24 protein-coding genes and 1 other annotated feature are annotated in these 26,228 nt (G+C 40.9%); of the genes, 18 read left to right on the top strand and 6 right to left on the bottom strand.

The window, feature by feature from the left end; genetic code table 11:
* Window positions 1-10 precede the first annotated feature (10 nt).
* From CQS04_RS04060 to CQS04_RS04045, 4 genes are all read left to right on the top strand, one after another.
* The gene (locus CQS04_RS04060; RefSeq protein WP_100352890.1) at window positions 11-1,168 is read left to right on the top strand and encodes a DUF418 domain-containing protein; all 1,158 of its coding nucleotides are present in this window, start codon (window positions 11-13) and stop codon (window positions 1,166-1,168) included.
* Window positions 1,169-1,224: 56 nt separating this feature from the next.
* A complete protein-coding gene (locus CQS04_RS04055; RefSeq protein WP_100352889.1) occupies window positions 1,225-2,121 on the top strand; it encodes a fumarylacetoacetate hydrolase family protein in 897 nt (298 codons plus the stop codon).
* Between the two features lie 15 nt (window positions 2,122-2,136).
* The gene (locus CQS04_RS04050; protein WP_100352888.1) at window positions 2,137-2,511 is read left to right on the top strand and encodes a YisL family protein; all 375 of its coding nucleotides are present in this window, start codon (window positions 2,137-2,139) and stop codon (window positions 2,509-2,511) included.
* Between the two features lie 114 nt (window positions 2,512-2,625).
* Window positions 2,626-3,939 carry an alpha-amylase family glycosyl hydrolase gene (locus CQS04_RS04045; protein WP_100352887.1) on the top strand — a complete coding sequence of 438 codons (1,314 nt, stop codon included), beginning with the start codon at window positions 2,626-2,628 and terminating at the stop codon, window positions 3,937-3,939.
* 337 nt (window positions 3,940-4,276) lie between these two features.
* Here the strand turns inward: CQS04_RS04045 and CQS04_RS04040 are convergent, their stop codons facing one another.
* The gene (locus CQS04_RS04040; RefSeq protein WP_100352886.1) at window positions 4,277-5,128 is read right to left on the bottom strand and encodes a DegV family protein; all 852 of its coding nucleotides are present in this window, start codon (window positions 5,126-5,128) and stop codon (window positions 4,277-4,279) included.
* A 10-nt stretch (window positions 5,129-5,138) separates the two neighbouring features.
* Window positions 5,139-5,957: a Cof-type HAD-IIB family hydrolase gene (locus CQS04_RS04035; RefSeq protein ID WP_100352885.1), complete on the bottom strand. Its 819-nt coding sequence runs from the start codon at window positions 5,955-5,957 to the stop codon at window positions 5,139-5,141.
* Between the two features lie 122 nt (window positions 5,958-6,079).
* Here CQS04_RS04035 and CQS04_RS04030 point away from each other — a divergent pair, with 122 nt between their 5' ends.
* Window positions 6,080-6,388 carry a metal-sulfur cluster assembly factor gene (locus CQS04_RS04030; protein ID WP_094941480.1) on the top strand — a complete coding sequence of 103 codons (309 nt, stop codon included), beginning with the start codon at window positions 6,080-6,082 and terminating at the stop codon, window positions 6,386-6,388.
* A 121-nt stretch (window positions 6,389-6,509) separates the two neighbouring features.
* On the top strand, window positions 6,510-8,639 hold the full coding sequence (locus CQS04_RS04025; RefSeq protein ID WP_100352884.1) for an ATP-dependent Clp protease ATP-binding subunit: 2,130 nt from the start codon (window positions 6,510-6,512) through the stop codon (window positions 8,637-8,639).
* Between the two features lie 36 nt (window positions 8,640-8,675).
* Here the strand turns inward: CQS04_RS04025 and CQS04_RS04020 are convergent, their stop codons facing one another.
* Window positions 8,676-8,861 carry a DUF2929 family protein gene (locus CQS04_RS04020; RefSeq protein WP_094941481.1) on the bottom strand — a complete coding sequence of 62 codons (186 nt, stop codon included), beginning with the start codon at window positions 8,859-8,861 and terminating at the stop codon, window positions 8,676-8,678.
* Between the two features lie 171 nt (window positions 8,862-9,032).
* Here CQS04_RS04020 and CQS04_RS04015 point away from each other — a divergent pair, with 171 nt between their 5' ends.
* The 7 genes from CQS04_RS04015 (at window position 9,033) to CQS04_RS03985 (ending at window position 17,346) form a co-directional block, all read left to right on the top strand.
* On the top strand, window positions 9,033-9,968 hold the full coding sequence (locus CQS04_RS04015) for a beta-ketoacyl-ACP synthase III (protein ID WP_100352883.1): 936 nt from the start codon (window positions 9,033-9,035) through the stop codon (window positions 9,966-9,968).
* A 19-nt stretch (window positions 9,969-9,987) separates the two neighbouring features.
* Complete coding sequence (gene fabF, locus CQS04_RS04010) at window positions 9,988-11,220, top strand: beta-ketoacyl-ACP synthase II (RefSeq protein ID WP_174688381.1); 1,233 nt, start codon at window positions 9,988-9,990, stop codon at window positions 11,218-11,220.
* Window positions 11,221-11,589: 369 nt separating this feature from the next.
* On the top strand, window positions 11,590-12,609 hold the full coding sequence (locus tag CQS04_RS04005; RefSeq protein ID WP_100352881.1) for an ABC transporter ATP-binding protein: 1,020 nt from the start codon (window positions 11,590-11,592) through the stop codon (window positions 12,607-12,609).
* The gene (locus CQS04_RS04000) at window positions 12,606-13,553 is read left to right on the top strand and encodes an ABC transporter ATP-binding protein (RefSeq protein ID WP_100352880.1); all 948 of its coding nucleotides are present in this window, start codon (window positions 12,606-12,608) and stop codon (window positions 13,551-13,553) included. The genes CQS04_RS04005 and CQS04_RS04000 overlap by 4 nt, the downstream gene beginning before the upstream one ends.
* 2 nt (window positions 13,554-13,555) lie before the next feature.
* The gene (opp4B, locus tag CQS04_RS03995; protein ID WP_100352879.1) at window positions 13,556-14,518 is read left to right on the top strand and encodes an oligopeptide ABC transporter permease; all 963 of its coding nucleotides are present in this window, start codon (window positions 13,556-13,558) and stop codon (window positions 14,516-14,518) included.
* 29 nt (window positions 14,519-14,547) lie between these two features.
* Window positions 14,548-15,456 (top strand): ABC transporter permease, encoded by a 909-nt coding sequence (locus tag CQS04_RS03990; protein WP_100352878.1) that lies wholly within the window; start codon window positions 14,548-14,550, stop codon window positions 15,454-15,456.
* 54 nt (window positions 15,457-15,510) lie between these two features.
* Entirely contained in the window at window positions 15,511-17,346 is a 1,836-nt protein-coding gene (locus CQS04_RS03985) for an oligopeptide ABC transporter substrate-binding protein (protein ID WP_100352877.1), read from the top strand.
* A 246-nt stretch (window positions 17,347-17,592) separates the two neighbouring features.
* On the opposite strand, the gene trpS is transcribed toward CQS04_RS03985, so the two are convergent.
* Window positions 17,593-18,579, bottom strand: a complete 987-nt coding sequence (trpS, locus tag CQS04_RS03980) for a tryptophan--tRNA ligase (protein ID WP_100352876.1) — start codon at window positions 18,577-18,579, stop codon at window positions 17,593-17,595.
* 51 nt (window positions 18,580-18,630) lie between these two features.
* Window positions 18,631-18,846: a binding site (T-box leader), on the bottom strand.
* Window positions 18,847-18,947: 101 nt separating this feature from the next.
* Between trpS and CQS04_RS03975 the strand changes: the two genes are divergently transcribed.
* From CQS04_RS03975 to pepF, 5 genes are all read left to right on the top strand, one after another.
* Window positions 18,948-20,159: a putative glycoside hydrolase gene (locus tag CQS04_RS03975; protein ID WP_100352875.1), complete on the top strand. Its 1,212-nt coding sequence runs from the start codon at window positions 18,948-18,950 to the stop codon at window positions 20,157-20,159.
* Between the two features lie 356 nt (window positions 20,160-20,515).
* On the top strand, window positions 20,516-20,968 hold the full coding sequence (spxA, locus tag CQS04_RS03970; RefSeq protein ID WP_133118806.1) for a transcriptional regulator SpxA: 453 nt from the start codon (window positions 20,516-20,518) through the stop codon (window positions 20,966-20,968).
* A 47-nt stretch (window positions 20,969-21,015) separates the two neighbouring features.
* Window positions 21,016-21,654: an adaptor protein MecA gene (mecA, locus tag CQS04_RS03965; protein ID WP_100352873.1), complete on the top strand. Its 639-nt coding sequence runs from the start codon at window positions 21,016-21,018 to the stop codon at window positions 21,652-21,654.
* 81 nt (window positions 21,655-21,735) lie between these two features.
* Window positions 21,736-22,872, top strand: a complete 1,137-nt coding sequence (locus CQS04_RS03960) for a competence protein CoiA (RefSeq protein WP_100352872.1) — start codon at window positions 21,736-21,738, stop codon at window positions 22,870-22,872.
* Between the two features lie 33 nt (window positions 22,873-22,905).
* Complete coding sequence (gene pepF, locus CQS04_RS03955; protein WP_100352871.1) at window positions 22,906-24,717, top strand: oligoendopeptidase F; 1,812 nt, start codon at window positions 22,906-22,908, stop codon at window positions 24,715-24,717.
* Window positions 24,718-24,939: 222 nt separating this feature from the next.
* On the opposite strand, the gene CQS04_RS03950 is transcribed toward pepF, so the two are convergent.
* A complete protein-coding gene (locus CQS04_RS03950; protein ID WP_245858743.1) occupies window positions 24,940-25,758 on the bottom strand; it encodes a DsbA family protein in 819 nt (272 codons plus the stop codon).
* Window positions 25,755-26,153 (bottom strand): globin domain-containing protein, encoded by a 399-nt coding sequence (locus CQS04_RS03945; protein ID WP_094941495.1) that lies wholly within the window; start codon window positions 26,151-26,153, stop codon window positions 25,755-25,757. The genes CQS04_RS03950 and CQS04_RS03945 overlap by 4 nt, the downstream gene beginning before the upstream one ends.
* Window positions 26,154-26,228 lie beyond the last annotated feature (75 nt).

The following is a 26,228-nucleotide window of genomic DNA, read 5'->3' as shown; positions in this document are numbered from 1 at the left end:
AATTAACAAGATGCAGATGCAACCCGTGGGTATGAAAGAAAGGTATTCTGAAATTGACAGTTTACGAGGAATTGCGCTACTCGGAATTTTAGTCGTAAATATGCTGTTCTTTCACTCACCTTATATTTATTTTGACCCATTCAACTGGTACACAGCTCCTGCTGACAAAGCGGGATATCAGATTCTCGATATTTTTATCCAAGCAAGTTTTTATCCGTTGTTCGCCATGCTGTTTGGATTTGGGTTAGCGACTCAATTTCAGCGTTTTGAGGGGGCGTTCTTAAAATTCGGAATCAAACGGATGGCCGTCCTCTTGGCTTTTGGCATCGCACATGTCTTGCTGTTATGGGCAGGCGATATTTTAATCACATACGCAGCTGCGGGTTTTGTCTTGTTGTTTTTATTGCGGCTGTCAGCAAAGTGGTTGCTAACACTTGGAATCTTGTTCTATCTGATACCTAACGGTGCTATAACGCTACTTCTTTTACTCGTGCAACGTCTGGATCCTGAGAGTACGGCAGCATATACGGATGTGCAAGGAATTGAACAATCCATTGCAGCATACGGGCAAGGAAGTTTTTCAGATATCTTTATGCAGCGATTGGCTGATTGGAATTTTATGAATCAAGGCGGCTTGTTCTTAGTTTGGATGCTCTTTTCAATTTTGCCACTACTGATGTTTGGAGCAGCTGCGGCTAAAGGGAATCTGATTGCTACCATTCGGAAAAATCCGATGCGTTCTTTAGGAATCGGAGTGATTTTTGTACTCCTTGGTACAACAGTGAAATGGATTCCCTATTTTACACAAGGGAATCTAGTTACGGGCATGATCCAAGATACATTTGGAGGACCCCTGCAAGCTATCGGGTACGGATTCCTACTGCTAACTCTAGCCTCAAGAACAACCCGGTTTATTGGTTGGCGTCCTTTTGTTTCTGCTGGACGCATGTCGCTCACTATCTATTTATTAATGTCTCTCATCGCTACGACGTTTTTCTATAATTACGGTCTAGGTTTCTATGGGAAAATTGATATTCAAGCAAGCTATGGCATTGCATTAGGTATTTATGCGATTAGCGTTATCTTTGCAGAGCTCTGGTTATCAAAGGCCAAACAAGGTCCTGCAGAGTGGCTTTGGAGAAAGCTGACGTATCCGACGAACAAATAGATGAAATTGTCCACTGAATATAATAGACTGTTAGTAAAGGGAAAAGGAGCTGTCATATGAAACTATTGTCGTATCGCTATCAGCAGCAAGAAAAGTTTGGCCCAAAAGTGAAGAAAGAAGAGGCTGTTTGGGATGTACAAAAAATTAATGATACGTTCCAAGTAGTTTCAGATTTTCCAACATCACTAGCGCAAGGTGCTGCAAAAGGAATGGATTTTGTTGAGCAGCTTCGTAAATTAGTGAAACAAGCAGAAGGACATCCGGAAGCCGCTACATTTAAACATGCTTTTGAAGAGATTGAATGGTTATCCCCGATTCCACGTACACCGAAAAACGTCTTTGCAATTGGGAAGAATTATGCAGATCATGCTAAAGAAATGGGCGGAGAAGCTGTTGATTTTGTAGTGTTCACTAAATCACCAACAGCAATTGTCGGTGATGAAGCAACAGTTTCTGTTCATAGCCAGACTACAGAACAACTGGACTACGAAGGGGAACTGGCAATTGTGATCGGCAAAGGCGGAAAAAACATTCCAGAACGAATGGCTTTTGATGCTGTCTTTGGTTATACGATTGGTAATGATATCACGGCTCGAGATCTTCAGAAAAATCATCAGCAATATTTCTTAGGAAAAAGCCTTGAAGGCTCTTGCCCACTCGGACCTTACGTTGTGACGAAAGATGAGCTTGCAAATCCTCACGAATTGACTGTTGTGACAAAAGTCAACGATGAGATTCGTCAAAACGGAAAGACATCCGACATGGTGTATTCAATTGAACAAATTATCTCAAAACTCAGCGCGGTCGTTGAGTTAGAGCCAGGAGATGTTATCTTAACGGGAACTCCTGCAGGGGTAGGAAAAGGATTCACTCCACCAAAATTCTTGACATCAGGTGACACAGTAAAAGTTTCAATAGAGGGCATTGGCACTCTAGTAACTCATATTGATTAATTTAGGGGGCGCGTCATGGACTTTTTAGCATCAACACACTTACACATCACAACTTGGGTATTAGGAATTGCACTTTTCTTTATTGCATACTTGATGCCAGCAGCTGCAAAGAATACAAAGATTGTACACATGATTTTACGTGTAGATTACTTATTGATTATCTTGACAGGAGTTGCTTTATTCATCAAAGGCATGGATTTTGGCCAAGGTATGCTATACGGCTTTAAATTCTTAGCAGGTATTCTTGTCATCGGGATGATGGAAATGGCGCTTGTGAAAAAGAGCAAAGGCAAACCATCAACAATGTTTGTTGTTTTAATGCTTGTATTCTTGTTTGTAGCTCTATTCTTAGGGTTCAAATTACCGATGGGTATTAACTTCTTAGCATAAAATCAAGCTGCCTGACTGCGGTCAGGCGGCTTTTTTAGTCACATAATCTTCAGATTGTAAGAGAGGAATGGGGTTCCTTCTTTGGTACAATAAATGAGATAGGGAGGAATTGAATTGAGAAAATCTATAGGCCTTTTACTCCTGCTTACAATGCTGTGGAGTATTCCAGCACCTGCTCTTGCTTCCATGCAGGGTGAATCTGTATACGACTTATTAGTAGACCGCTATTTTAATCAAACATCTCAAAATGATGAAGATGTGAATACACAAGATTCAACAGCCTTTGCTGGCGGCGATTTTTTAGGAATCAGTGATCGTCTCGAGCATATCCAAAAAATGGGCTTCACTTATATTTCTACAGGACCAATCTTTGAGACGAATCGTTATGATGGTAGTGACATCACGAATTATGAAGTGATTGAATCTCGTTTTGGAACGGAAGAAGAGTTCAATCAACTACTAGAAGAGCTACATAGTCGTGACATGAAACTCATGATAGATCTTCCACTAGCTGGTGTAGGACAAGAGGATTTAGATGACATGAAATCTTTTTTAGACACCTATGCTGTGGATGGTGTGAAATTGACTGGTCTTGCACAAGCTGATGAATCGTTGATTCAACCTTTTATTGAAGAAATCAATACGGATGAATTAGATGTCATTGCCTTAGAAGATACCGATTTACAATTAGATGCATCTTTTACACAACAGACTGTAGAAGCATTCCAAAACGCCTTCAAAACTGTGGATCAACCGGTGGATGCTCTATTAGAATTTTCAAATGACGATATACTCGCATTAGATACATTACTATCTGAACGATTCACGTACTTTAGCACAGAAGAAAACATGTTTCCTCCAACTCGGGTGAAGGTCGCACTTGGAGCTCTTTTGACACTTCCAGGCGTTCCTGTGGTCACTTACGGCACAGAGATTGCAATGAACGGTACATCAAAAGAGACGAGTCACCAAATCATGAACTTCCGAGTAGATGAAGATATCATGGTGTTTGCGGAAGATTTGCAAACAATTCGAAACCAATCTTCAGCGCTTCAACAAGGAGACTTCGAACTCCTGACCAGTGAAGATGGCTATATGGTGTTCAAGCGTTCTTCAGAAGATGAGACATTCATCGTTGTCATCAACAATTCAAGTGAGACCAAGGCATTTAACGTTAAAGAAGAATTAGTAGGAGAAGGAAAAGAGCTTCGAGGCTTGTTCGGCAGAGATATTGTTCGTCAAGACGAGAACGGAGAGTATAAGCTGACTGTAGACCGTGAACTTGTAGAACTGTATCACGTGAAAGAAGATCAAGGTTTAAATGTAGCTTATATTGCTGCGATGATTGTAGCCTATGTATTGTTCTTAGGTTTTATTTACTTGGTATGGAGAAAAGGGAAACAAAAGAAATTGCAAGAACAACAATAAAGGTACTGATTAAAGACAAGATATGAGTTTTGTTCAAAACCTATTTAGATGCACAATTGAATTTAAAGCAACAAAATATAAGTGTGTAGGGGTGACTCTAGCGGGATTAAGAGCGGAAGCTGAGACCTTTTCTAAGATGTGAAGAACGCCACTCTAGAAATTTCATCAAAACCAGTCACCCCAATTGAGGCGCTCTTTGCCTCGGTAGGGGTGACTGGTTTTGATGGGGATTTCTGGCGTTCGCAACTCGATTTTGGCTCAGCCCGCGGAACGCTTCCCCTACACACAATTAGAAGAGACAAAAGGGAATTTCTCGTTATTGAGAAACTCCCTTTTTTTATTGCGCTGTGTTATAAAAGAATACTGACAATGCGCCAGGTCCCACATGGGCACCGATAGCAGATCCAATCATTTGAACCTCAAACTGCTGCACACCATATGCCTCTGTGAGCAACGTTTTTAATTCCTCAGCCGCTTGTTCATCATCACCATGCGAAATATAGACCGTCTGTTTATCTAGGTTCACACCGTGTTCACCTACTAGCTCCACAAGACGCTTAATGACTTTTTTCCGACCGCGGACTTTTTCGATAGGGATTAATTTCCCGTGTTCTACATGAAGAACAGGCTTGATGTTCAAGAGTCCCCCAACAAATGCACTTGTCTTCGATACACGTCCACCACGTGCCATATAATCTAAGTCTTCAACTGTAAAGAAGTGTTCTACTTGAGAGATGGCTTGTTGAACCCCTTTAGCTACCTCGGAGACTGACACTCCCTTACTTCGAAGTTCAACTGCTTTTTTCACTAACATGCCGTATCCTAAAGAAGCAGCTTTTGAGTCAACAACAGCAAAATCAAAGTCAGGGTACGTTTCTTGCACTTGATCGCGCATCATGACAGCAGTGTTGTACGTGCCTGAAAGTTCTGAAGAAAAAGCAACGTAGACCCCTTTCTCTCCATTTTTAGCAAGTTTCTCAAATTCATTTAAAAATGTCTCTGGAGAGACCTGAGAAGTCTTAGGTTGATGGCCTCCGCGAATTTTATCGTAAACTTCTTTGGCATTGATGCCTAGCATGTCCTCGAAGTCTTTCTCTTCAATATGTACACGGAGTGGAAACAACTCCACATCCTCTTCCGAGAAGAACGACAGGGGTAAATCTGTTGCACTATCTGCGTAAATCTTCATTGGGTTCCTCCTATACATGTAGTTTTAAATTCAATCGTTCTTCTAAATAGATGCCGATTCCATCTTCATTATTTGTTCCAATGATTTCATTAGCAATCGATTTAAGTGGTGCGATAGCATTTCCCATCGCTACTCCAGTTCCAGCGTAATCGATCATCTCTAAGTCATTGTCTTCGTCACCAAACGCTATGATGCGCTCGCGTGGTATATTTAAATACTTGGCGACTGGCTGGATACCAACTGCCTTGTTTAAACCACTCTTAACGATTTCAATGACATGCCACGGTGCACCCCAGCGGCGGTGGTCGATGACTTCTGCATGGACCTCAGCTAAGTGTTTGCGTATAGATTCTACATGATGCTCCTCTGCATGAATCAACATACTCGTTGGATCATGTTTTAAATATTTTCGTAAGTCACCCGTCGTGAAGTTTGGATCTCCAAATCCAAAGGCATCCATGATTTTTTCATCATGGTAATGCAAATACACTTCATCTAATACTTCTGCTAACAAATTCTTAATTTCAAACTCTTCAACTGCATCTACGACTTCTTTAACAACACCAAGTTGAATCGGTTCATGAATGGTAGTCCAGCTTTTTGAAAAAGGATGGTGAACAAAGGCCCCGTTAAAATTGACAATAGGAGTTGTCAATCCGAGCTCTTTATAATACATTCCCGTAGCGCGGTAAGGACGACCAGTAGCAATCATCACTTCATGACCTGCTTGTTTGGCTTTTAGCAAAGTCTCTTTTGTGCGAGGGGAAATTACTTTCTCATCCGTTAAAAGTGTTCCATCCAGGTCTAATACGATTAAATGTTTTTCCATTCTTTCACCTCTCCCATACTCTCTAGTTTACTCCTATCGTAGTATAGCGTCAAAGGGAAGGGATAGTGGCAATTGGGTGCATGATTTGGTACACTACAACTAACGGAAAGGTGGGAAACACGATGGATCAAGATATGAAAGATAGCATGATGAGCGCGCTAGAAGAGGTCATTGACCCGGAGCTTGGTATTGATATTGTCAACCTTGGTCTTGTGTACGATGTAGACCTTAGCGACGAAGGATTAGCGACAGTCACGATGACGTTGACATCTATCGGGTGCCCAATGGGGCCGCTGATTGTAGATCAAGTCAAAACTGCTCTTGGGCAGTTGCCTGAAGTGAAGGAGACAGAGGTCAATATTACCTTTAATCCACCTTGGTCACGCGATCACATGTCTCGTTATGCGAAAATTGCATTAGGCATTCGGTAATCGACTTCAAAACCCGACATTTGTCGGGTTTTTTTCATGCACTTTACTTTACATAATGTATAGGGTCTTCGTATAATCAAATTAGTCAAAGAAGGTCAAACTATGCAGGGGGGAACACAAAATGCAGATGAACCAAATGCCAAATGAAGATACACGACCGCCTCTTGAACAGTTCGGAAGAAATCTTGTCACCTACGCAAAAGAAGGAAAAATGGATCCTGTGATTGGACGCGACCAAGAGATTCGAAATGTCATTCGAATTTTATCTAGAAAGACTAAGAACAATCCCGTATTAATCGGAGAGCCCGGGGTCGGTAAAACAGCGATTGTAGAAGGACTTGCTCAGCGTATTGTCAAAAAAGATGTTCCAGAAGGATTAAAAGACAAAGAAATTTATGAACTCGATATGTCTGCTCTAATTGCCGGTGCAAAGTACCGAGGGGAATTTGAAGAAAGACTGAAGGCTGTCTTAAAACAAGTGAAAGACAGTGAAGGGTCCATTATCTTATTCATTGACGAACTGCACACAATTGTCGGCGCTGGAAAAGCAGATGGTGCTATGGACGCAGGGAACATGTTGAAACCGATGCTGGCTCGAGGTGAGCTTCATTGTATAGGTGCTACTACACTAGATGAATACCGAATGTATATTGAAAAAGATCCCGCTCTTGAGAGACGCTTTCAGCAAGTGCTCGTCAAAGAGCCTTCTGTTGAAGATGCCATCTCCATCTTACGAGGATTGAAAGAGCGCTTTGAACTGCACCACGGTGTTCGGATTCATGACCGTGCGATTGTAGCTGCTGCAGAATTATCGAACCGCTACATTACAGATCGTTTTATGCCTGACAAAGCAATCGATTTAGTAGATGAAGCGTGCGCTATGATTCGTACAGAGATCGACTCGATGCCACAAGAGCTAGATGAAGTCACACGGAAGATCATGCAGCTCCAAATCGAAGAACAGGCTTTAATGAAAGAAAAAGATGCTGCTAGTCAAAAACGATTGGAGCAATTGCGTGAAGAACTTGAGTCTTTAGAGAGCTCGTCCACTGCTATGAGAACACAATGGGAAGCAGAGAAACAAGCTCTTCAAAGTGTTCAAGGAAAGCGTGAAGCACTCGATAAACTACGCAGAGAACTTGAAGAGGCAGAAGCAGACTACGATTTGACAAAAGCTGCAGAACTCCGTCATGGTAAGATTCCGCAAGCGGAAAAAGAACTTGCTTCTATTGAACTTGTAGAACAGTCAGAAGACCGTATTTTAAGAGAAGAAGTAACTGACGAAGAAATTGCTGCTATTGTAGCTCGATGGACAGGGATACCGGTCACCAAGCTAGTCGAAGGAGAGCGAGAAAAGCTCCTCAACTTGGAGTCCATTTTGTCAGAACGGGTGGTTGGCCAAGATCAAGCAATTCAATTAGTCTCAGAAGCGGTGATTCGTGCACGAGCAGGAATAAAGGATGCCCACAAACCAATAGGCTCTTTCTTATTTTTAGGGCCGACTGGAGTCGGTAAAACCGAGCTTGCGAAGACGCTCGCTGCACAACTGTTTGACTCCGAGCAGCACTTCATCCGAATCGATATGTCCGAGTATATGGAAAAGCATAGCGTATCGCGACTTGTTGGAGCACCTCCAGGATATATCGGATATGAAGAGGGCGGGCAGCTCACAGAGGCAGTAAGACGGAACCCGTATTCAGTAGTGCTGTTAGATGAGATTGAAAAAGCACATCCAGATGTTGCAAATATTTTATTGCAAATATTAGATGACGGGCGTATTACGGATAGTCAGGGTCGTGTAGTGAACTTTGCCAATACAATCGTCATCTTGACTTCTAACATCGGATCATCCTATTTACTAGAAAACCATGGAGTGATCACTGAAACGACGGAAGACTTAGTGATGAGGGCTTTGCGTGCGCACTTTAAACCGGAGCTTCTGAACCGTATGGATGACATTGTCATGTTCCATGCACTTGGTGACGAACACTTCATCCAAATTGCAATGAAATATATGAAGGAACTTCAACTAAAATTAGCCGCACAAGAAATTTCACTTGCTGTTGAAGAGGAAGTCTATACATGGATTGTGGATCAGGGAGTAGATGCCGCTTTCGGTGCGCGTCCTTTGAAGCGCTACATCCAGCGGCATATTGAGACGCAAGTAGCTAAACAGTTGATCAAAGGAGATGTCTTGCCAGGACAGACATTGCATTTAACAATAGAAGATGGAAAAGTGGTAGTTGAATAAAAAAAGCCGGTTTCTCATAGGAGAAACCGGTTTTTCTTAATGATGCGCGTTTTTTGGCATTTTTGGTAAAAGTGCGTCAATTACTACAATCGCAACAGCCATTACAACAGCCATGATGATTCCGTTCATTAGAACGAATTCTACATTGATTACGGCACTTACTACATAATTTAACATTGTCACTAGTACTAGTGACCAAATTAGAGTCATTACATAACGCATGATCGTCACCTCAGTCAATATTCTCTCTGCATCATATCATATAAAGTTTATATAAGGTACCGGAAACGAAAAAAATCGCTTTCAAAATTGAAGAGTGTTGATAAATGTTCACGATTTCGCTATCATTATGACCAGGTGCTAATAATAGCTATAAAGAAATGAGGATGAACTATGGGAGTAGGGATTTGGGGCTTAGGCTCTTACGTTCCAGATAATCGTGTCACAAATGATGATCTGGCTGAACGCATGGACACTTCAGATGAATGGATTAAATCACGCACAGGGATTGAAGCACGTCATCTAGCTGATGACACTCAAAATACATCTGATTTAGCTTATGAAGCGGCTAAACGAGCATTAGAAGAAGCAAATGTAAGTGCGGAAGATATTGACTTGATTTTAGTGGCGACTGTCACACCAGATCAACCATTCCCCACGGTTGCAAATGCACTACAGTATCGTCTAGGGGCAAATAAAGCTGCTTCAATGGATGTGTCAGCTGCATGTTCTGGATTTATGTACGCGATGATTACAGGAGCGCAGTTTATTCAAACAAATACGTATAAGCATGTATTGATTGTAGGTGTAGAAAAACTTTCAAAAATTATCGATTGGGAAGACCGTTCAACAGCCGTGTTGTTTGGTGATGGAGCAGGAGCGGCTGTACTTGGACCTGTGTCTGGAGGCAAAGGGATCTTGTCATTTGAACTAGGTTCAGACGGGAGCGGTGGAAAGCATTTGTCTCAACAAGGTGATTACATCCAGATGAACGGAAGAGAAGTATTCAAGTTTGCAGTGAGACAAATGGGTGAATCTGCCGTGCATGTGTTAGAGAAAGCAGGTCTAACTAAAGAGGATGTAGATTTCTTAATCCCACACCAAGCCAATATACGGATTATGGAGGCGGCTCGAGAGCGATTGCAGCTACCAGAAGAGAAGATGTCTAAGACGATTCATCTTTATGGAAATACCTCTGCTGCATCTATTCCATTATCACTTGACTATGAACTGAAACAAGGGAAAATTAAAGATGGAGATGTACTGGTACTCGTAGGATTTGGTGGCGGACTTACATGGGGCGCAATTGCGCTGCGTTGGGGAATTTAATAGAAATGAGGGAGAACTCGTGACAAGAAGAGTCGTTATTACAGGAATTGGTGCAGTGACACCGTTGGGAAACACAGCAACAGAGACATGGCAAGGTATTAAAGAAGGGAAATCGGGAGTAGGACCTCTAACACGATTAGATGCCGATCAGTTTCCAGCAAAAGTGGCAGCAGAAGTCAAAGATTTTTCTATTGAAGCATTTATCGAAAAGAAAGAAGCTCGAAAAATGGACCGCTTCACTCATTACGCACTGGCGGCATCTATTGAAGCAATGAAGGATGCAAATCTTGAACTTGATGAGCAGACAGGACCACGCACGGGTGTCTGGATTGGTTCAGGGATTGGGGGAATGGAAACCTATGAAGCTCAATTCCGTACCTTCTTAGATAAAGGAGTACGCCGAGTAAGTCCGTTTTTCGTTCCTATGATGATTCCAGATATGGCCTCTGGACAAGTTTCTATCTATTTCGGAGCAAAAGGCATCAACTCATGTTCCGTTACAGCTTGTGCCTCAGGAACCAATTCAATTGGAGACGCATTTAAAGTCATCCAGCGTGGTGACGCCGACATCATGATTAGTGGTGGAGCAGAAGCACCAATTACAAACATGGCAGTGGCAGGTTTCTGTGCGAATACGGCGCTAACAACAAATCCTGATCCGGCAACAGCTTCACGTCCTTTCGATGCAAACAGAGACGGCTTTGTTATCGGAGAAGGAGCAGGCATCGTCATACTTGAAGAACTAGAGCATGCACTTGCTCGCGGCGCAAAAATTTATGCGGAAGTTGCAGGGTACGGTTCAACAGGAGATGCGCACCACATTACGGCTCCAGCTCCTGAAGGGGAAGGTGCAGCAAGAGCCATGCAACAAGCGATTGATGATGCAGGAATCGCCAAAGAAGACGTAGGATATATCAATGCTCACGGAACAAGTACACCCTATAATGACTTGTTTGAGACACAAGCCATCAAAACGGTATTTGGGGAGCATGCAACTGAACTAGCTATCAGCTCTACAAAGTCTATGACAGGTCACTTGTTAGGAGCAGCAGGAGGAGTGGAGGCAATCTTCACGGCTCTAGCACTCAAGGAATCTGTTTTACCTCCTACTATCAATTATGAAACTCCAGATCCACAATGTGATTTAGACTATGTACCGAATCAATCGAGACAGAAAGAGCTTCACGCAGCTATCTCAAATTCACTTGGATTTGGTGGGCATAATGCAAGTCTCGTATTGAAAAAATATTAATCATATTGCGAAATAATAAAAACTGCTGATAATTTTATCGGCAGTTTTTTTTAGAATTAATACTTTAGCGCGTTGTATCGCTAAATCGCTATTGTGAGTCTATTGACACATATCGACTGAATCATTCTTCATTTCTTAAAAAAATTTTCCCAATATTGTTTTTTAGCCGAACCTTAGAGACTCTAAGGGTTACGAAGTTTTCGGAATTAAGAGAATGGTTAAAATTATGAAATGAGCCAAAAAACTTATTGTCACTGTAATAATTCTGTAATAGAATTTACATCTAGGTGAACAATTAACTGAAAAATAGAAACTTTGAAACATCAACTTAGTTACAACATCTTAGTGAAACTTGAGAGGAGCAGTAGGTTGAATAACGCATCAGAATTATTAACCATCTCAGATTTACATACGGGCTTCAGTATCAAGGATACATACTACAACGCAGTGGATGGAGTGTCTCTAACACTTCGTAAAAATGAAATCCTTGCAATTGTAGGAGAGTCAGGATGTGGGAAAAGTACACTTGCTACTTCAATCATTGGCCTACACAACTCAAATAAAACCCGTGTGATCGGTGAAATTAAATTTAAAGATTTAAATCTTGCAAACTTATCAGAAGATAAGATGAACAAAGTCCGAGGGAATGATATCGGCATGATCTTCCAAGATCCACTTTCAGCGTTAAACCCATTAATGCGAATTGGGGATCAAATCGAAGAGTCTCTGGTCTACCATACGGATTTGAATCAAGAACAACGTAAAGCACGTGTTCTTGAACTTCTAGCTCAAGTAGGAATTCCAAATCCTACTCGTACTGCTCGTCAGTTCCCGCACCAACTTTCAGGCGGAATGCGTCAACGTGTAATTATCGCTATTGCGATTGCGTGTAAACCAGCAATTATCATTGCGGATGAGCCAACTACAGCACTTGATGTAACGATTCAAGCACAAATCCTAGATTTGTTAATTGAGTTACAAAAAGAGACAGGTGCAGGGATTATCTTGATTACCCATGACTTAGGCGTAGTAGCTGAAGTAGCACATCGTGTTGCAGTTATGTATGCAGGTCAAGTAATCGAAGAGGCACCTGTGAATGAATTATTTAACAATCCGAAGCACCCATATACACGATCATTGTTAAATTCTATTCCACAAGCAAATAGCAATGCAGAACGCCTACAAGTAATTCAAGGCCTCGTGCCATCGCTAATCAACCTTCCACGTGAGGGCTGCCGCTTTGCACCGCGTATTCCGTGGATCCCTGCAGAAGCACATGAAGCGCAACCAGCACTTCATGAAGTGGCGCCAGGTCATTTAGTGCGATGTACCTGCTGGAAACATTTTTACTTCCAAAGTGAAGATGAAATGGGAGGTATTGTCGAATGAGTTTCATGCAAATCCAAGATCTTCGCGTACACTACCCGATTCGCGGAGGATTCTTTAATACAATTCAAGATCACGTCCTAGCAGTTGATGGGATTTCAATGGAGTTTGAAGAAGGAAAAACTTACGGCTTAGTTGGGGAGTCTGGATGTGGAAAATCGACAACTGGTAAATCCATTATCGGTCTAGAGAAAATCACTTCAGGAAAAATCATCTACGAAGGAAAAGACGTAACGAATGCACGCAGACAACGAAATTCAGCTTACAACCGTGACATTCAAATGATCTTCCAAGATGCTCACTCTAGTTTAAATCCTCGTAAACGAGTTTCAGAGATTTTAGCTGAGCCATTACGCAACTTTATGAAGTTAACACCAGATGAAGAGCGTCGTCGCATCAACGAGCTTCTTGCTATTGTAGGAATGCCAGAAGATGTGAAACTGAAATACCCTCATGAATTCTCAGGTGGACAAAAGCAACGTATCGGGATCGCTCGTGCGATTGCAACAAATCCTAAACTGATCATTGCCGATGAGCCAGTATCAGCACTTGACTTGTCTGTACAGGCACAAGTACTGAACTTCATGAAAGATATTCAGAAAGAATTAGGTCTTACATACTTATTCATTTCTCACGACCTTGGAGTTGTAAAACACATGTGTGATGAAATCAATATTATGTATAAAGGTCGTTTTGTAGAAACTGGAACGAAGCAGGATATCTACAGCAACCCAGAGCATATCTACACAAAGCGATTGTTGTCTGCAATTCCAAATATTGAACCAGCTACACGTGACGAACGAAAAATCGAGCGTCAACGTGTTGAAGCGAACTACCAAGTGGAAAATAAAAAATACTTTGATGAAAACGGTCGAGTATTTGATCTACGCCCAATCTCTGACACACATCAAGTAGCAATGACTGCATCAGAACAGGGGGGCAACTAATCATGTGGAAAACGGTAGTTAGACGATTCCTCGTCATGATTCCTCAGTTGTTTGTTTTAAGTTTATTGATTTTCATTATGGCAAAATTCATGCCAGGTGACCCGTTCACTGGTTTGATTACACCTGAGACAGATCCAGCTCGTATCGAAGAACTACGTCAAAAAGCTGGCTTTTATGATCCGTGGTACATTCAGTACATTAACTGGATGGGAAATGCGTTCCAAGGAGACTTCGGTCGTTCTTATACATTTAACCAACCAGTTGCTAACTTGATTGGAACACGAGCATTGAATACGTTCTGGTTATCCTTACTGAGCGTTGTGTTACTTTACTTACTGGCAATTCCACTAGGAGTACTTGCAGGTCGTTATCAAGATACACTTCTTGATAAATCAATCGTCTTCTACAGCTTTATCGTATATGCGATTCCTACATTTGTACTTGGTTTGATTTCTTTATTCTTCTTCGGTTACGAATTAGGATGGTTCCCAACGAGTGGAACAGTCGATATTAATGCAGAGGCCGGGACATTTGGCTATGTGTGGAGTAAGTTCTATCACCTGTTATTGCCGGCAATGGTATTTGCAGTTCTAGGTACTACAGGCGTTATTCAATACCTGCGTACAGAGATCATTGACTCTAAAACAATGGATTATGTGCGTACGGCGCGTGCCAAAGGGATTCCAAATAACAAAGTATATTCTAGACACATTTTCCGTAACTCTTTATTACCAATTGCAGCTTTCCTTGGATTTACTATCACCAACTTACTTGGTGGGTCGATCTTTATCGAAACGATTTTCGGTTATCAAGGTATGGGGCAATTGTTTGTTCAGGCAATCAACGGTCGTGATTATAGTGTAATCACAACGTTAGTAATGCTTTTCGGATTCTTAACATTACTGGGAAGTCTATTATCCGATATCATCATGAGTATTGTTGACCCACGTATCCGGATTGACTGACAAACTTAATGGAAAAGGAGGATTCGAAAATGGCTGAGAAGCAAACTGTTGATGTAGAGAAAAAGACTCCAGCAGCCTCGCCGCCAACCGGGATTCAGGTTATCGCGCGTGAGTTTGCGAAAGATAAACTTGCAATGACTTCACTACTATTCTTAATTGTTTTAATTACTGTGATTTATGTTTGGTCGTTCTTAATCGACCAAGAACAATTGATGCGAATTAGCTTAAGAGACCAAATGGCTGCACCAGGGGAAAAATACTGGTTAGGAGCAGATAAAGGTGGCCGAGATATTCTCGGGCAGCTGATCATTGGAGCACGTAACTCGATTACAATTGCAATCTCTGTAACTTTAATTACTGGGATTATCGGTATCGCAATTGGATTAATTACAGGGTATTTCGGTGGATGGATCGATAACATCTTCATGCGAATCATTGATTTCTTTATCACGATTCCTTCTTTGATGATCATCATCGTATTTATCTCTATCGTACCAAAATATACAGTAGTCACTTTTGTTCTCATCATGAGTGTCTTCTTATGGGTGGGAACAGCGCGTCTAGTACGAAGTAAAGCTCTTTCTGAGAGTCGCCGCGATTACATCAACGCCTCTAAAACAATGGGAACAAGCGATGGAGTCATCATCTTTAAAGAAATGATGCCAAACCTCTCGTCCATTCTAATTGTAGAAATGACGCTAAACTTTGCTGGAAACGTTGGATTAGAAACAGGATTGTCGTATCTCGGATTTGGGTTGCCACCATCAACTCCTTCTCTTGGAACGCTTGTTGCTTACGCAAATGATCCATTTATTCTTGAAAATGCATGGTGGAACTGGTTGCCAGCTTCTCTACTAATTTTGTTATTGATGCTAGCAATCAACTATGTTGGACAGGCAATTCGCCGTTCGGCAGATGCGCGTCAGCGCTTAGGGTGATATTAAACGGATACCGTTTGATATAAAAAGAGAGTATAAAAAGGAGGAAAACGAATGAACAAGAAGCTTTTAGCTTTATTGGCTTTGCTGATGGCATTCATGTTGTTCTTAGCAGCATGTAACAACGAAGAATCAGCTACGCCAGATGACGGCGAAAACGGTTCTGAAACTGAACCAGGTACAGGCGGAGAAGAAGGCGAAGAAGGTGAAGAACCTGCTTCGGAAGAACTTTTCCCAACAGTACTTGAAAACGAAGGTGACGCTATCGAAGGCGGAACTCTTCAAGCTGCACTAGTAAATGATTCTCCATTCCAAGGGATCTTCTCTTACGTTCTTTATGAAGATGCTTATGATGCAGAAATCATGGCATTTGCAAGCAACATCATCTTCGATACAGATGGTGACTTCCTATTAACAAACGACGGTATCGCTTCTCTAGAAGTTGATGGCGAAGCTAAAACTGCTACAATCACAATCAATGGCGATTACAAGTGGTCTGATGGCGAGCCTTTAAAAGCTGAAGACATCATCCAGCCATACCTAATCATCGGTCACCCAGATTACTCTGGTGTACGTTACGATGCTGATTTCCAAAACATCGTAGGTGCTGTTGAGTACCACGATGGAAAAGCTGATACAATCTCTGGTATCGAAAAAGTAGACGACAAAACAGTTAAAATTACATTCAACAAAGTATCACCAGCAATCTACTCAGGTGGAGACGGTCTATGGACTTCTGCTGAGCCAAGCCACATCTTAAAAGACATTCCAGTTGCTGAGCTTTTAGAGTCTGATGCAGTTCGTGTGAACCCAGTTACACTTGGTGCATTCAAATTCGACAAAATCGTACCTGGTGAGTCTGTATCACTAGTACGCAACGAAAACTACTGGAAAGGTCAAGCGAAACTAGATGGCGTTGTCATCGAGACTGTACCATCAGCATCTGCTGCGAAAGCAATGGAAACTGGTGAATACGATATCGCTTTATCATTCCCAACAAGTGCTTATGAAAACGTTAAAGACCTAGAAAACGTTACTCTTCTTGGTCGTCAAGAATTGTACTACTCTTACCTTGGCTTCAAACTTGGTAAATACAACTATGACACAAGCTTAGTTGAAACAGATGTTGAAGGTTCAAAAATGGGTGACGCTGAGCTTCGTAAAGCTATGGGTTACGCATTAGATATCGAGCAAGTTTCTGAAGTATTCTACTTCGGTCTACGTGAGCGTGCGAATTCTCTAATTCCACCAGTATTTGCTTCATTCCACGATCCATCACTAGAAGGATATAGCTATGATCCAGATATGGCTAACCAAATCTTAGATGACGCTGGATACGAAGATACAGATGGCGACGGCCTACGTGAAGATCCAAATGGTGAAAAGCTTCAAATCATGTTAGCAGCTATGGCTGGTGACGAAACTCAAGAACAAGTAATCAACTACTACCTACAAAACTGGAAAGAAGTTGGTCTTGATGTTCAACTTGCAACTGGTCGTTTAATCGAGTTCAACACATTCTACGACAAAGTACAAGCTGACGATCCAGAAATCGACATCTTCATGGGTGCATGGGGTACAGGTACAAACCCATCTCCATCAGGTCTATACTCTAAAACAGCTGTTTACAACTTCAGCCGTTACTCTTCTGATGAGCTAGAAGGCTTACTACAAGCTATTGACTCTGAAGAGGCACTTGATGCTGAGTTCCGCGCTAAGAAGTTCCGTGAGTGGCAAGAATACATGGCGGAAGTATCTGCAGTTATCCCAATGCAGTTCCGTTATGAGTTAATGCCAGTAAACGATCGCGTTAAGAACTGGGATTACGGTTATGATACAGAATTCGATTATATCGATGTTGAATTAACTGCTGACGCTCCAGTAAAATAATGCAGTGAAAACTCCTACAGATTCGTCTGTAGGAGTTTTTTTGTTCATAAACTGAAGGTAGGGGAGGGACCTCTATCTTGTTTGTATTATTTGTAGGAAGCTGTTTTTTAGCAATTTTTCTAATAACTGAGCTGTTACAAGCTACGAATTATGTAACCATTGGATGGGAAAAGCAGCTTGTCTTCTCGATGATTTTGGCATCCACCGAGTTCAAGCTGCTTTGTTTTTGTATCCTTATAATGATTCTTATCTCTTTCTGCCTAAACCCATCGCACTCTCCATCTTCGTCAGAGTAACTTTGGCTATGGTGTTGGCTTTTTTAGCTCCTAAATCTAAAATCGCATCTAGTTCTTCCGAGTTGATCAACTCCTGATAACGTTGTTGGATAGGGAGAAGATGGTCAATCACCACTTCTGCTACTCCGGCTTTAAAGGCACCGTACTGGCTATCTTTATACTTTTCGACAACTTCATCAACTGAGACACCGCGAATGGATGCTTCTATAACTAAAAGGTTAGACACACCTGGTTTGTTTTCCGGATCAAAATAAACTTTGCCCTCAGAGTCCGTCACCGCACTCTTAATTTTTTTCTCAATCTGCTTCGGTGTATCGAGCAAACGAATCGTTGCTTTCTGATTTTCATCAGATTTGCTCATTTTTTTGGTCGGCTCTTGTAGAGATTTAATACGAGCTCCGTGTTTTGGAAGTTGAATCTCCGGAATTTTAAGCACATTTTTATATCGCTTGTTAAACCGTTCAGCGAGATCCCTAGTAAGTTCGATGTGTTGCTTCTGATCATCACCTACTGGCACAATATCCGTTTGATACAACAGGATATCCGCTGCCATAAGAGGTGGGTAAGTCAGTAAAGAAGCTGAAACCGCTTCTTTCCCAGAAGACTTATCTTTAAATTGGGTCATGCGCTCGAGCTCTCCGATACTAGAAATGCACTGCATGATCCATCCTGCTTGGGCGTGTGCAGGAACTTCCGATTGAATGAACAATGTCACTTTGTCTGGATCCAAACCTACCGCCAAATAGAGTGCAGCAAGCGAACGGATATTGTCTCTCAGCTCTTTCGGATCTTGTTGTACCGTAATGGCATGTTGATCGACTACACAAAAAATACAGTCATAAGTGTTTTGTAGTTCTACAAACTGACGGAACGCCCCTATGTAATTTCCTAATGTTACCGTTCCTGTCGGCTGTACTCCTGAAAAAATACGCTTCATCTTCATTCTCTCCTCTTTATACAAATAAAAAAGCATCATCTATCCCTTAAAACAAGGGACGAATGATGCTTAAATCCGCGGTACCACCCAAATTACCGTACTACAGTACGGCCACTTTGAAGCCAGTAACGGGGCCACCCGGATACATCTACTAAGTTCGACGATCTGCTCAGAAGTCCATTCACTAAGGTAGAAGAACTGTTCACACCAACCACAGTCTCTCTTTACTTCATATCCCTAGTTACTATTCTTCATCACGGCATGTACTTTTGAAAATTATAGCTCATTTTAATCAAACAAGCAATATTTTCAGTCTTTTCACAGCAGGCAACAATTGGTACACTTAACATAGAAAAGGGGATGTACATATGCAACTAAGACGCGCTTTAATTGCTGCTACGGCCACGGCTTTGGTACTTTCAATGCAAACGACACCGGCCTCTGCTGAAGAACTGAAGATCCAATCGTTTGCCAGTAAAGAATTCACATATTCCACAATCGATGAAGAGCTGTTAACAGCTTCGAAACTATTCCGTTTCTCGTCAGGTCTTACATTTGAATACCCTGACGCAGTCAGAGGGATTTACGTCACTGGGCATTCTGCTGGTGGAGACCGTTTTTCTAATTTGGTGGAGTTAGTTTATTCTACAGATTTGAATGCTATGGTAATCGATGTAAAAGATGATTTTGGAAATTTAACTTACATACCGACTGAAGAGAGCGATCTCGCCCAATATGACATTGGAAAACCTTTTGTGAAAGATATGCGCAGTGTTTTAGAAACTATGGAAGAAAAACAGATCTATCCGATAGCACGTGTTGTCGTATTTAAAGACACAGAGCTTGCAGAAAGAAAGCCGGAGTGGTCATTTCAAGATGGTTCCACTGTCTGGAAGAATCGAAGAGGAGAAGCATTTGTAAATCCATTTGTAAAAGAAGTTTGGGAATACAATGTTCAGATTGCAATTGAAGCAGCTGAGCTAGGGTTCAAAGAAATTCAATTTGATTATGTGAGGTTCCCCGAAGGCTTTGAGAACCGCTCAGAAACTTTAAAGTATTCTCAAGGAGACTACGCGGATGCTAGTCTTGATGGAGTCCAAAAACGTGTTTCTGCGGTGACCGATTTTGTTGCTTACGCAAGAGAACAGTTAGAACCTTATGATGTAGATGTTTCAGTCGATATTTTTGGTTATTCTGCAACACTCCCAGAAGCTCCTGGAATCGGACAGAACTTCTCAAAAATTTCATCTAACGTGGATGTCATTTCATCCATGATTTATCCAAGTCATTGGACATCCTATTTTGGAATTGCCAAACCCGATTTGGAACCTTATCGCTTAGTACAAGAATATGCAAAAGTTGAGAATGCAACACTTAAAAAACTAGGTGATAAAGCACCTACTTCAAGACCGTGGCTTCAAGATTTCACAGCTTCTTATCTTGGCGCAGGTAATTATAAAGTGTACGGCAAACAAGAAGTGGAAGATCAAATCCGAGCATTGAATGAAGCAGGAATCACTGAATATTTGCTTTGGAATGCAGGTAATTCATATACCAAGAATGTAGATTATACGCCCTAACTATTGAAGAGAAAGAACTTTCTTTCTCTTTTTTTTTTAGATTTATGCAACCTTTTGTGTTAATCATACGTACTACTAAATATAGAACAGTTTTTTTCAATAGTACCCTTTTAAATGAGAATTTGTTTTAGTAAAACTATAGGGAATCGGGTTTAAATATCCTTTCATAAGGGTAAAGTGAGAATACAACTCAACACGATGCTAGGCCCCTGTAGTACATAAAATTAATTTAAATTTAGGGTTTAAAATCAAAGAAAATTGATGTATACTGTTGCTATAGAGTTGTAATTTAGAGTTATTCTAATTTAATGATTGAAACACACTTATAATTTTCTGAAAGGGCGTGTAATCGAATGATGGTGACCCTCTATACTTCTCCAAGCTGTACTTCTTGCCGTAAAGCGAAAGCATGGTTGGAGGAACATGAAATTCCATATACAGAACGCAATATTTTCTCCGAACCTTTAACTATAGCTGAGATTAAGGAAATTCTTCGAATGACCGAAGATGGTACCGATGAGATTATCTCAACTCGTTCGAAAATTTTCCAAAAATTAAATGTAGACCTCGACAGTCTGCCACTTCAACGGCTGTATGAGCTAATCAAAGATCATCCGGGCTTATTACGTCGTCCGATTATCATTGATGAAAAACGTTTACAAGTTGGCTATAACGAAGATGAGATCCGTCGCTTCCTTCCTCGTAAGGTACGTGCTTACCAATTACTAGAAGCACAGCGTATGGTGAACTCCTTCTTTGCACCTATGAGTCCGAACACTTTCAATTATGGACTGTTCATCATACAATAGAGATTACACAAGGGACATGTGGTTGAATCAGAGAGGAGATGTGTAGAATGAATTACGAGAGAATAAATGATACTACTTTGAAGATTTACATTTCATACATCGACATTGAAGAACGAGGATTCAACCCAGACGAAATTTGGTTCAGTAGAGAAAAAAGTGAACAGCTTTTCTGGGAAATGATGGACGAAGTTGAAGAAATCAATCCATTCGATTTTGAAGGACCGTTATGGATTCAAGTACATGCCGTAGAAAAAGGTATCGAAGTAGTCGTCACAAAACCTGAAGTGTCTCAAGATGGAAAGCCAACAGATTATCCGGCCCCATTAGCTAAATTAATGGGAGAATCCGAAAACTTGTTTGATCAAGATGAGTTGCTAGAGGATATGGAACATCTGGCTTCTAGCCGAACAGTCGTGTATGAATTTAATGACTTTGAACATTTGATTCCACTTGCAAAAAGATTACAGGACGAACTGATAGCTACAAAGTTATTCCACTATGGAAATCACTATTATTTATCTTTAGATTTTGATGAAGATGCCTATGTAGAAGAGTACAAGACCAATCTTGAGAGCATTATTGCAGAATACGGTACAGTATCTTCTAAGACTATTCATGTCCTCGAAGAATATGGCACTGTGGTAATGGATAAAGCCGTATTTAAACAGTTGACTCGTTACTTCTAACCCTCCAGTAGGAGGGTTTTTTCAATTTCAAATCTTCTTTATGATATAGTTGAATCAATTCGTAAGTAAAGGAGAGGATTTATGTTCACAGCACAATTGCCATCTGGTGATTTTATTTACTTACCAGGTCTGAACTGGAAGGAAATTCAGCAATTGCCACGAATGGATTACTACTGTCCAGATTGTAAGGCACCTGTAATTCTAAAAAGAGGGAATTACAAGCTTCCCCATTTTGCTCACCACTCTTCATGTCCTGCAACTTCATTATCCCCAAAAGAAACACAGCATCACTTGGCTGGTAAACGACTTTTCTACGATCTACTCTCCGACTATTTTCAACAAGTCCATTTAGAATATTATTTTTGTTCCATCAAGCAACGAGCAGATGTGTGCATAGAAGGTGGGATTTCTTTAGTCATCGAATTCCAATGTTCAGCGATCTCTGCATCTGAAGTGATAAATCGAACAGGAGGATACCGACAGCTTGGTTATGACGTTCGTTGGTTCCTTCACCCTCAATTCTTACCGGTAACAAGACAGGAAGTAGCTGTAGTGAAATTATCCCAGTTCCTGCAGTCTTGTATTTACACTCACAAAAATTTAGTACAGACCCTCACCTTTTTAAATCCAGACACAAAAAGTATGACAGTGATGATTCTTCATCATCATCTCAATCAGGATTATTATGTGATAGAGCCAATTGAACTAAAGCTTGATTCCGGTAATTTTATACTTCAACAACCAATTCCTTGTCTTCCAAATCCGCAAACTGTTACTAAAGTTATGCAGGAACATTACGATAGAAGAAAGAGAAATTTGTTTACTTATTTCCAATCTAAAGACTGGTCATTTCACTTTTTAGTGAAGAAGTGGAAGAAGACCGAGCTAACATTACCTCCTTATATTGGACTTCCAGTGGTGGGATCCCATAACTTAGGTTGCGAGTTTTTATGGCAGTTCAAACTAGTCAACTATTTGGTGACCTGCTCGCAATCAAGCGAACCTTTAACCACAGAGCAGTTAATAGAAAACTTTTACTTGAGTCTACCTAATAGAAAGATTCAAAATCAGGAATCTGTTCAAATCCTCACTACCTACTATAATTTTTTAGTAGAAAATAGATTACCTGAAAAGCCTTTTTACAAATCGAATTCTAGAAAGCTCTATATGGAACAATGGTATCGCTTTCAGTTACTTGCAAAACCTTCGAAACATTGAGAAAATATACAAGTATCCAAAGGAGGAAATGAAATGGCAGAATCTACAATTTTTACGCGACAGGACGTTCCTGTAGAAAAGACTTGGAAACTAGAAGACATCTTTGCGTCGAACGATGCATGGGAAGCGGAGTTTGCTGAAGTAACTGCTTTAACTGAGCGTGCAGGAGACTATCAAGGTACGTTGAATCAAGGAGCCGATCACTTGTTTGAAGCGCTCTCGTTCCGTGATGAATTATCTAAACGTCTTCAGATTCTGTATACGTATGCACATATGCGTCACGATGAAGACACAGCTAACAATACGTATCAAGCGATGGAAAGTCGTATTAAGACACTCTATGTAAAAGCCTCCACTGCATCTTCCTACTTCATTCCAGAGCTACTCGAGCTATCTGATGAGCAAGTAGAGAGCTATTTACAAGAAAATAAAGAATTACAACTGTATCGTCAATTATTAGATGAAATTGCTAAACAACGTCCACACGTCCTTTCTAAAGAGCAAGAAGAGCTTGTCTCGAAATTCGCCGAAGTATCAAGTGCTCCAGCGACTATTTTTGGTAATTTGAATAATGCAGATCTGGAATTCCCAAAAATTAAAGATGAGAATGGGGAAGAAGTTCAACTGACTCACGGTCGCTATATTCGCTTCTTAGAGAGTAAAGACCGCCGTGTACGAGAAGATGCGTTTAAAGCGATGTATAGTACATTTGGGCAATTCAAAAACACATTTGCAGCCATCTTATCTGGAAATGTTAAAGGCGACAATGTTCAAGCGGCTATCCGTAACTATCCAAATGCACGTGCTGCCGCCATGGCGAGCAATCACATTCCTGAAGAAGTCTATGACAATTTAGTATCTACTATCAACAACAATGTCCATTTATTGCATCGCTATGTAAAACTACGCAAACAAGTGATGGGTCTTGATGAACTCCATATGTATGACTTGTTTGCTCCGTTAGTAAAAGAAGTGGATATGGAATATAGGTATGAAGAAGCAGCCCAAACGATGGTAGACAGTTTCGCTCCTCTTGGGGAAGATTACGTGAACACAGTGAAAAAGGGCTTGGAAGATCGCTGGGTGGATGTAGAAGAAACTAAAGGGAAGCGTTCAGGTGCTTATTCTTCAGGCTCTTATGGAACAAACCCATATATTTTGATGAACTGGCAGAACAACGTCAATAATTTGTTCACTTTAGCTCATGAATTTGGTCATAGTATGCACAGTTACTATTCACGTACAACGCAACCGTTTGTATACGGGGATTACTCCATCTTTGTTGCAGAAGTAGCATCTACAACAAATGAAGCGCTGTTAAACGATTACTTATTAAAAACAATCGATGATCCGAAGAAAAAGATTTATCTATTAAACCACTGGCTAGAAGGATTCCGAGGAACAATCTTCCGTCAAACCATGTTTGCCGAGTTTGAGCATCTGATTCATGAACTTGATCAACAAGGCGTGCCATTGACTGCTGAAAAATTAACAGAAGAGTACTTTGCACTTAACAAAAAGTATTTTGGTGAGGATATGGTAGTGGACGAAGAAATCGGCCTTGAATGGGCACGTATTCCACACTTCTACTACAACTATTACGTGTACCAGTACGCTACTGGATTAAGTGCAGCAACAGCACTCAGCAAACAGATTTTAGAAGAGGGGCAGCCTGCTGTTGATCGGTATATCAATAACTTCTTAAAAGCAGGTTCATCTGATTATCCGATTGAAGTTTTAAAAGCTGCAGGTGTCGATATGACAAGTGCAAAAGCAATAGAAGAAGCTTGCCAAGTATTTGAAGAAAAGCTAACCGAATTAGAGAATTTACTTGCACAACAGTAAAAAGGAGACCCTTTCTTAAAGAAAGGGTTTTCATTTTGACGATATTGTGAAAAGAGATTCACATCGATTGAAATGTACAGACAACCATGATAAATTAAGGATGTGAAATAATTCACATAAAACATACACCCCTTTGTTTAACGTGAACATTTCTCCCATCCCCTTTGTAAGTGAAAAAGACCTTGTCAACGGTAGGTTGAACAAGGTCTTTTTCTTTTTTAATCACTTTAATGATTTCCACTTTGTAATACCACCAACGACCACACGGTCTACTTCTCGCTGCAAATACTTCTTTTTCATCTCATATTCCACTTGTTTCTCATGCATATTGTAATACATCGCAATTTCTTTGGAAGAAAGGGATGTAAAATGGTCTAATAAGTACTCGACATCTGGCGGTGCTTGTTTTTCTAGCGACTCGCCCAGCATTTCAGATAGAACATGCTCATAAATTTCATAAGAATAAGTGCCGGAGATTTTAATACCTTCGTCTTCGATATTGCCGCTAAAAAACACGATAGAAGGGAACTGATCAATTTCCATCTCACAAGAGATAGAAAGGTCACTTTGGAACGACTTTGCACATTCCTTTGACCGTATGTCTTGAAGAAATTCTTTCACATCAATTGCTGACTCTTGAGCGATGCCTTTTAAAGTAGTTAAGGAATTGACATTTTGCCGATAGACGAAATAGGCTTCTTGCAGATTAGATAAGAAGCGATTGGCCACTCGCTTTCCTTGAAATTCAGCTGCTTTCACCGCAATGCTTGGTAATACTGGATGTTCAATTTCCATAATAGGTTGATCAGATTGGACCGGTGCGGAGCACTGACTGACAGAGCCATTGTTTAATTGGGAGACATTTGTGCTCAAAATGACACGTAAAGTAAAATAATGTCCATAATCAAGTTGTAGACGCTTTAATGTCATTTGAAAACGCCAAGAATCCGGGCACAAAGGATCGAGAAATGCATAAATTTCAAGCGGTCGTGCCGTACAATTTGTAGACACTTGCTCGAAATCTGGCTGAGATTTTGTCACAGCACATCCTCCTTATCGCTTGGTGTATTGACCATATGATGTGCGGTTAACACAAGACGTTTATAATACTGGTCACGAAACGGACCCTCTAAGCCCACATCATCCATAGCTTGGTGCATACAAGCAAGCCAAGCTTCGGCTCGTTCTGGAGTAATAGGGAAAGGATTATGACGCATACGCATCATAGGGTGTCCATGTTCTTCAGTATAAAGATCAGGTCCGCCAAGATACTGGGTCATAAATTGTTTTTGTTTGCGGGCGGTCTCAGTTAAATCGTCCGGGAATATGGGTTTCAGTAACGGATGTTGACCGACATATCCATAGAAAACATCAATAAGTTGAGACAATTTTTCAGCCCCAATTTGGTCATAGGGAAGTATCGGTTTGTGCGTCATAGTTGAAACTCCTTTTTTAATACTGTCTGTCTATTCTACCAACCTACTAGTTTTTTCTCAAATGATAGACACAAC

The sequence above is a fragment of the Chryseomicrobium excrementi genome (assembly GCF_002798305.1).
Taxonomy (GTDB): domain Bacteria; phylum Bacillota; class Bacilli; order Bacillales_A; family Planococcaceae; genus Chryseomicrobium; species Chryseomicrobium excrementi.
This window is presented reverse-complemented; position numbering and strand designations above follow the sequence as displayed.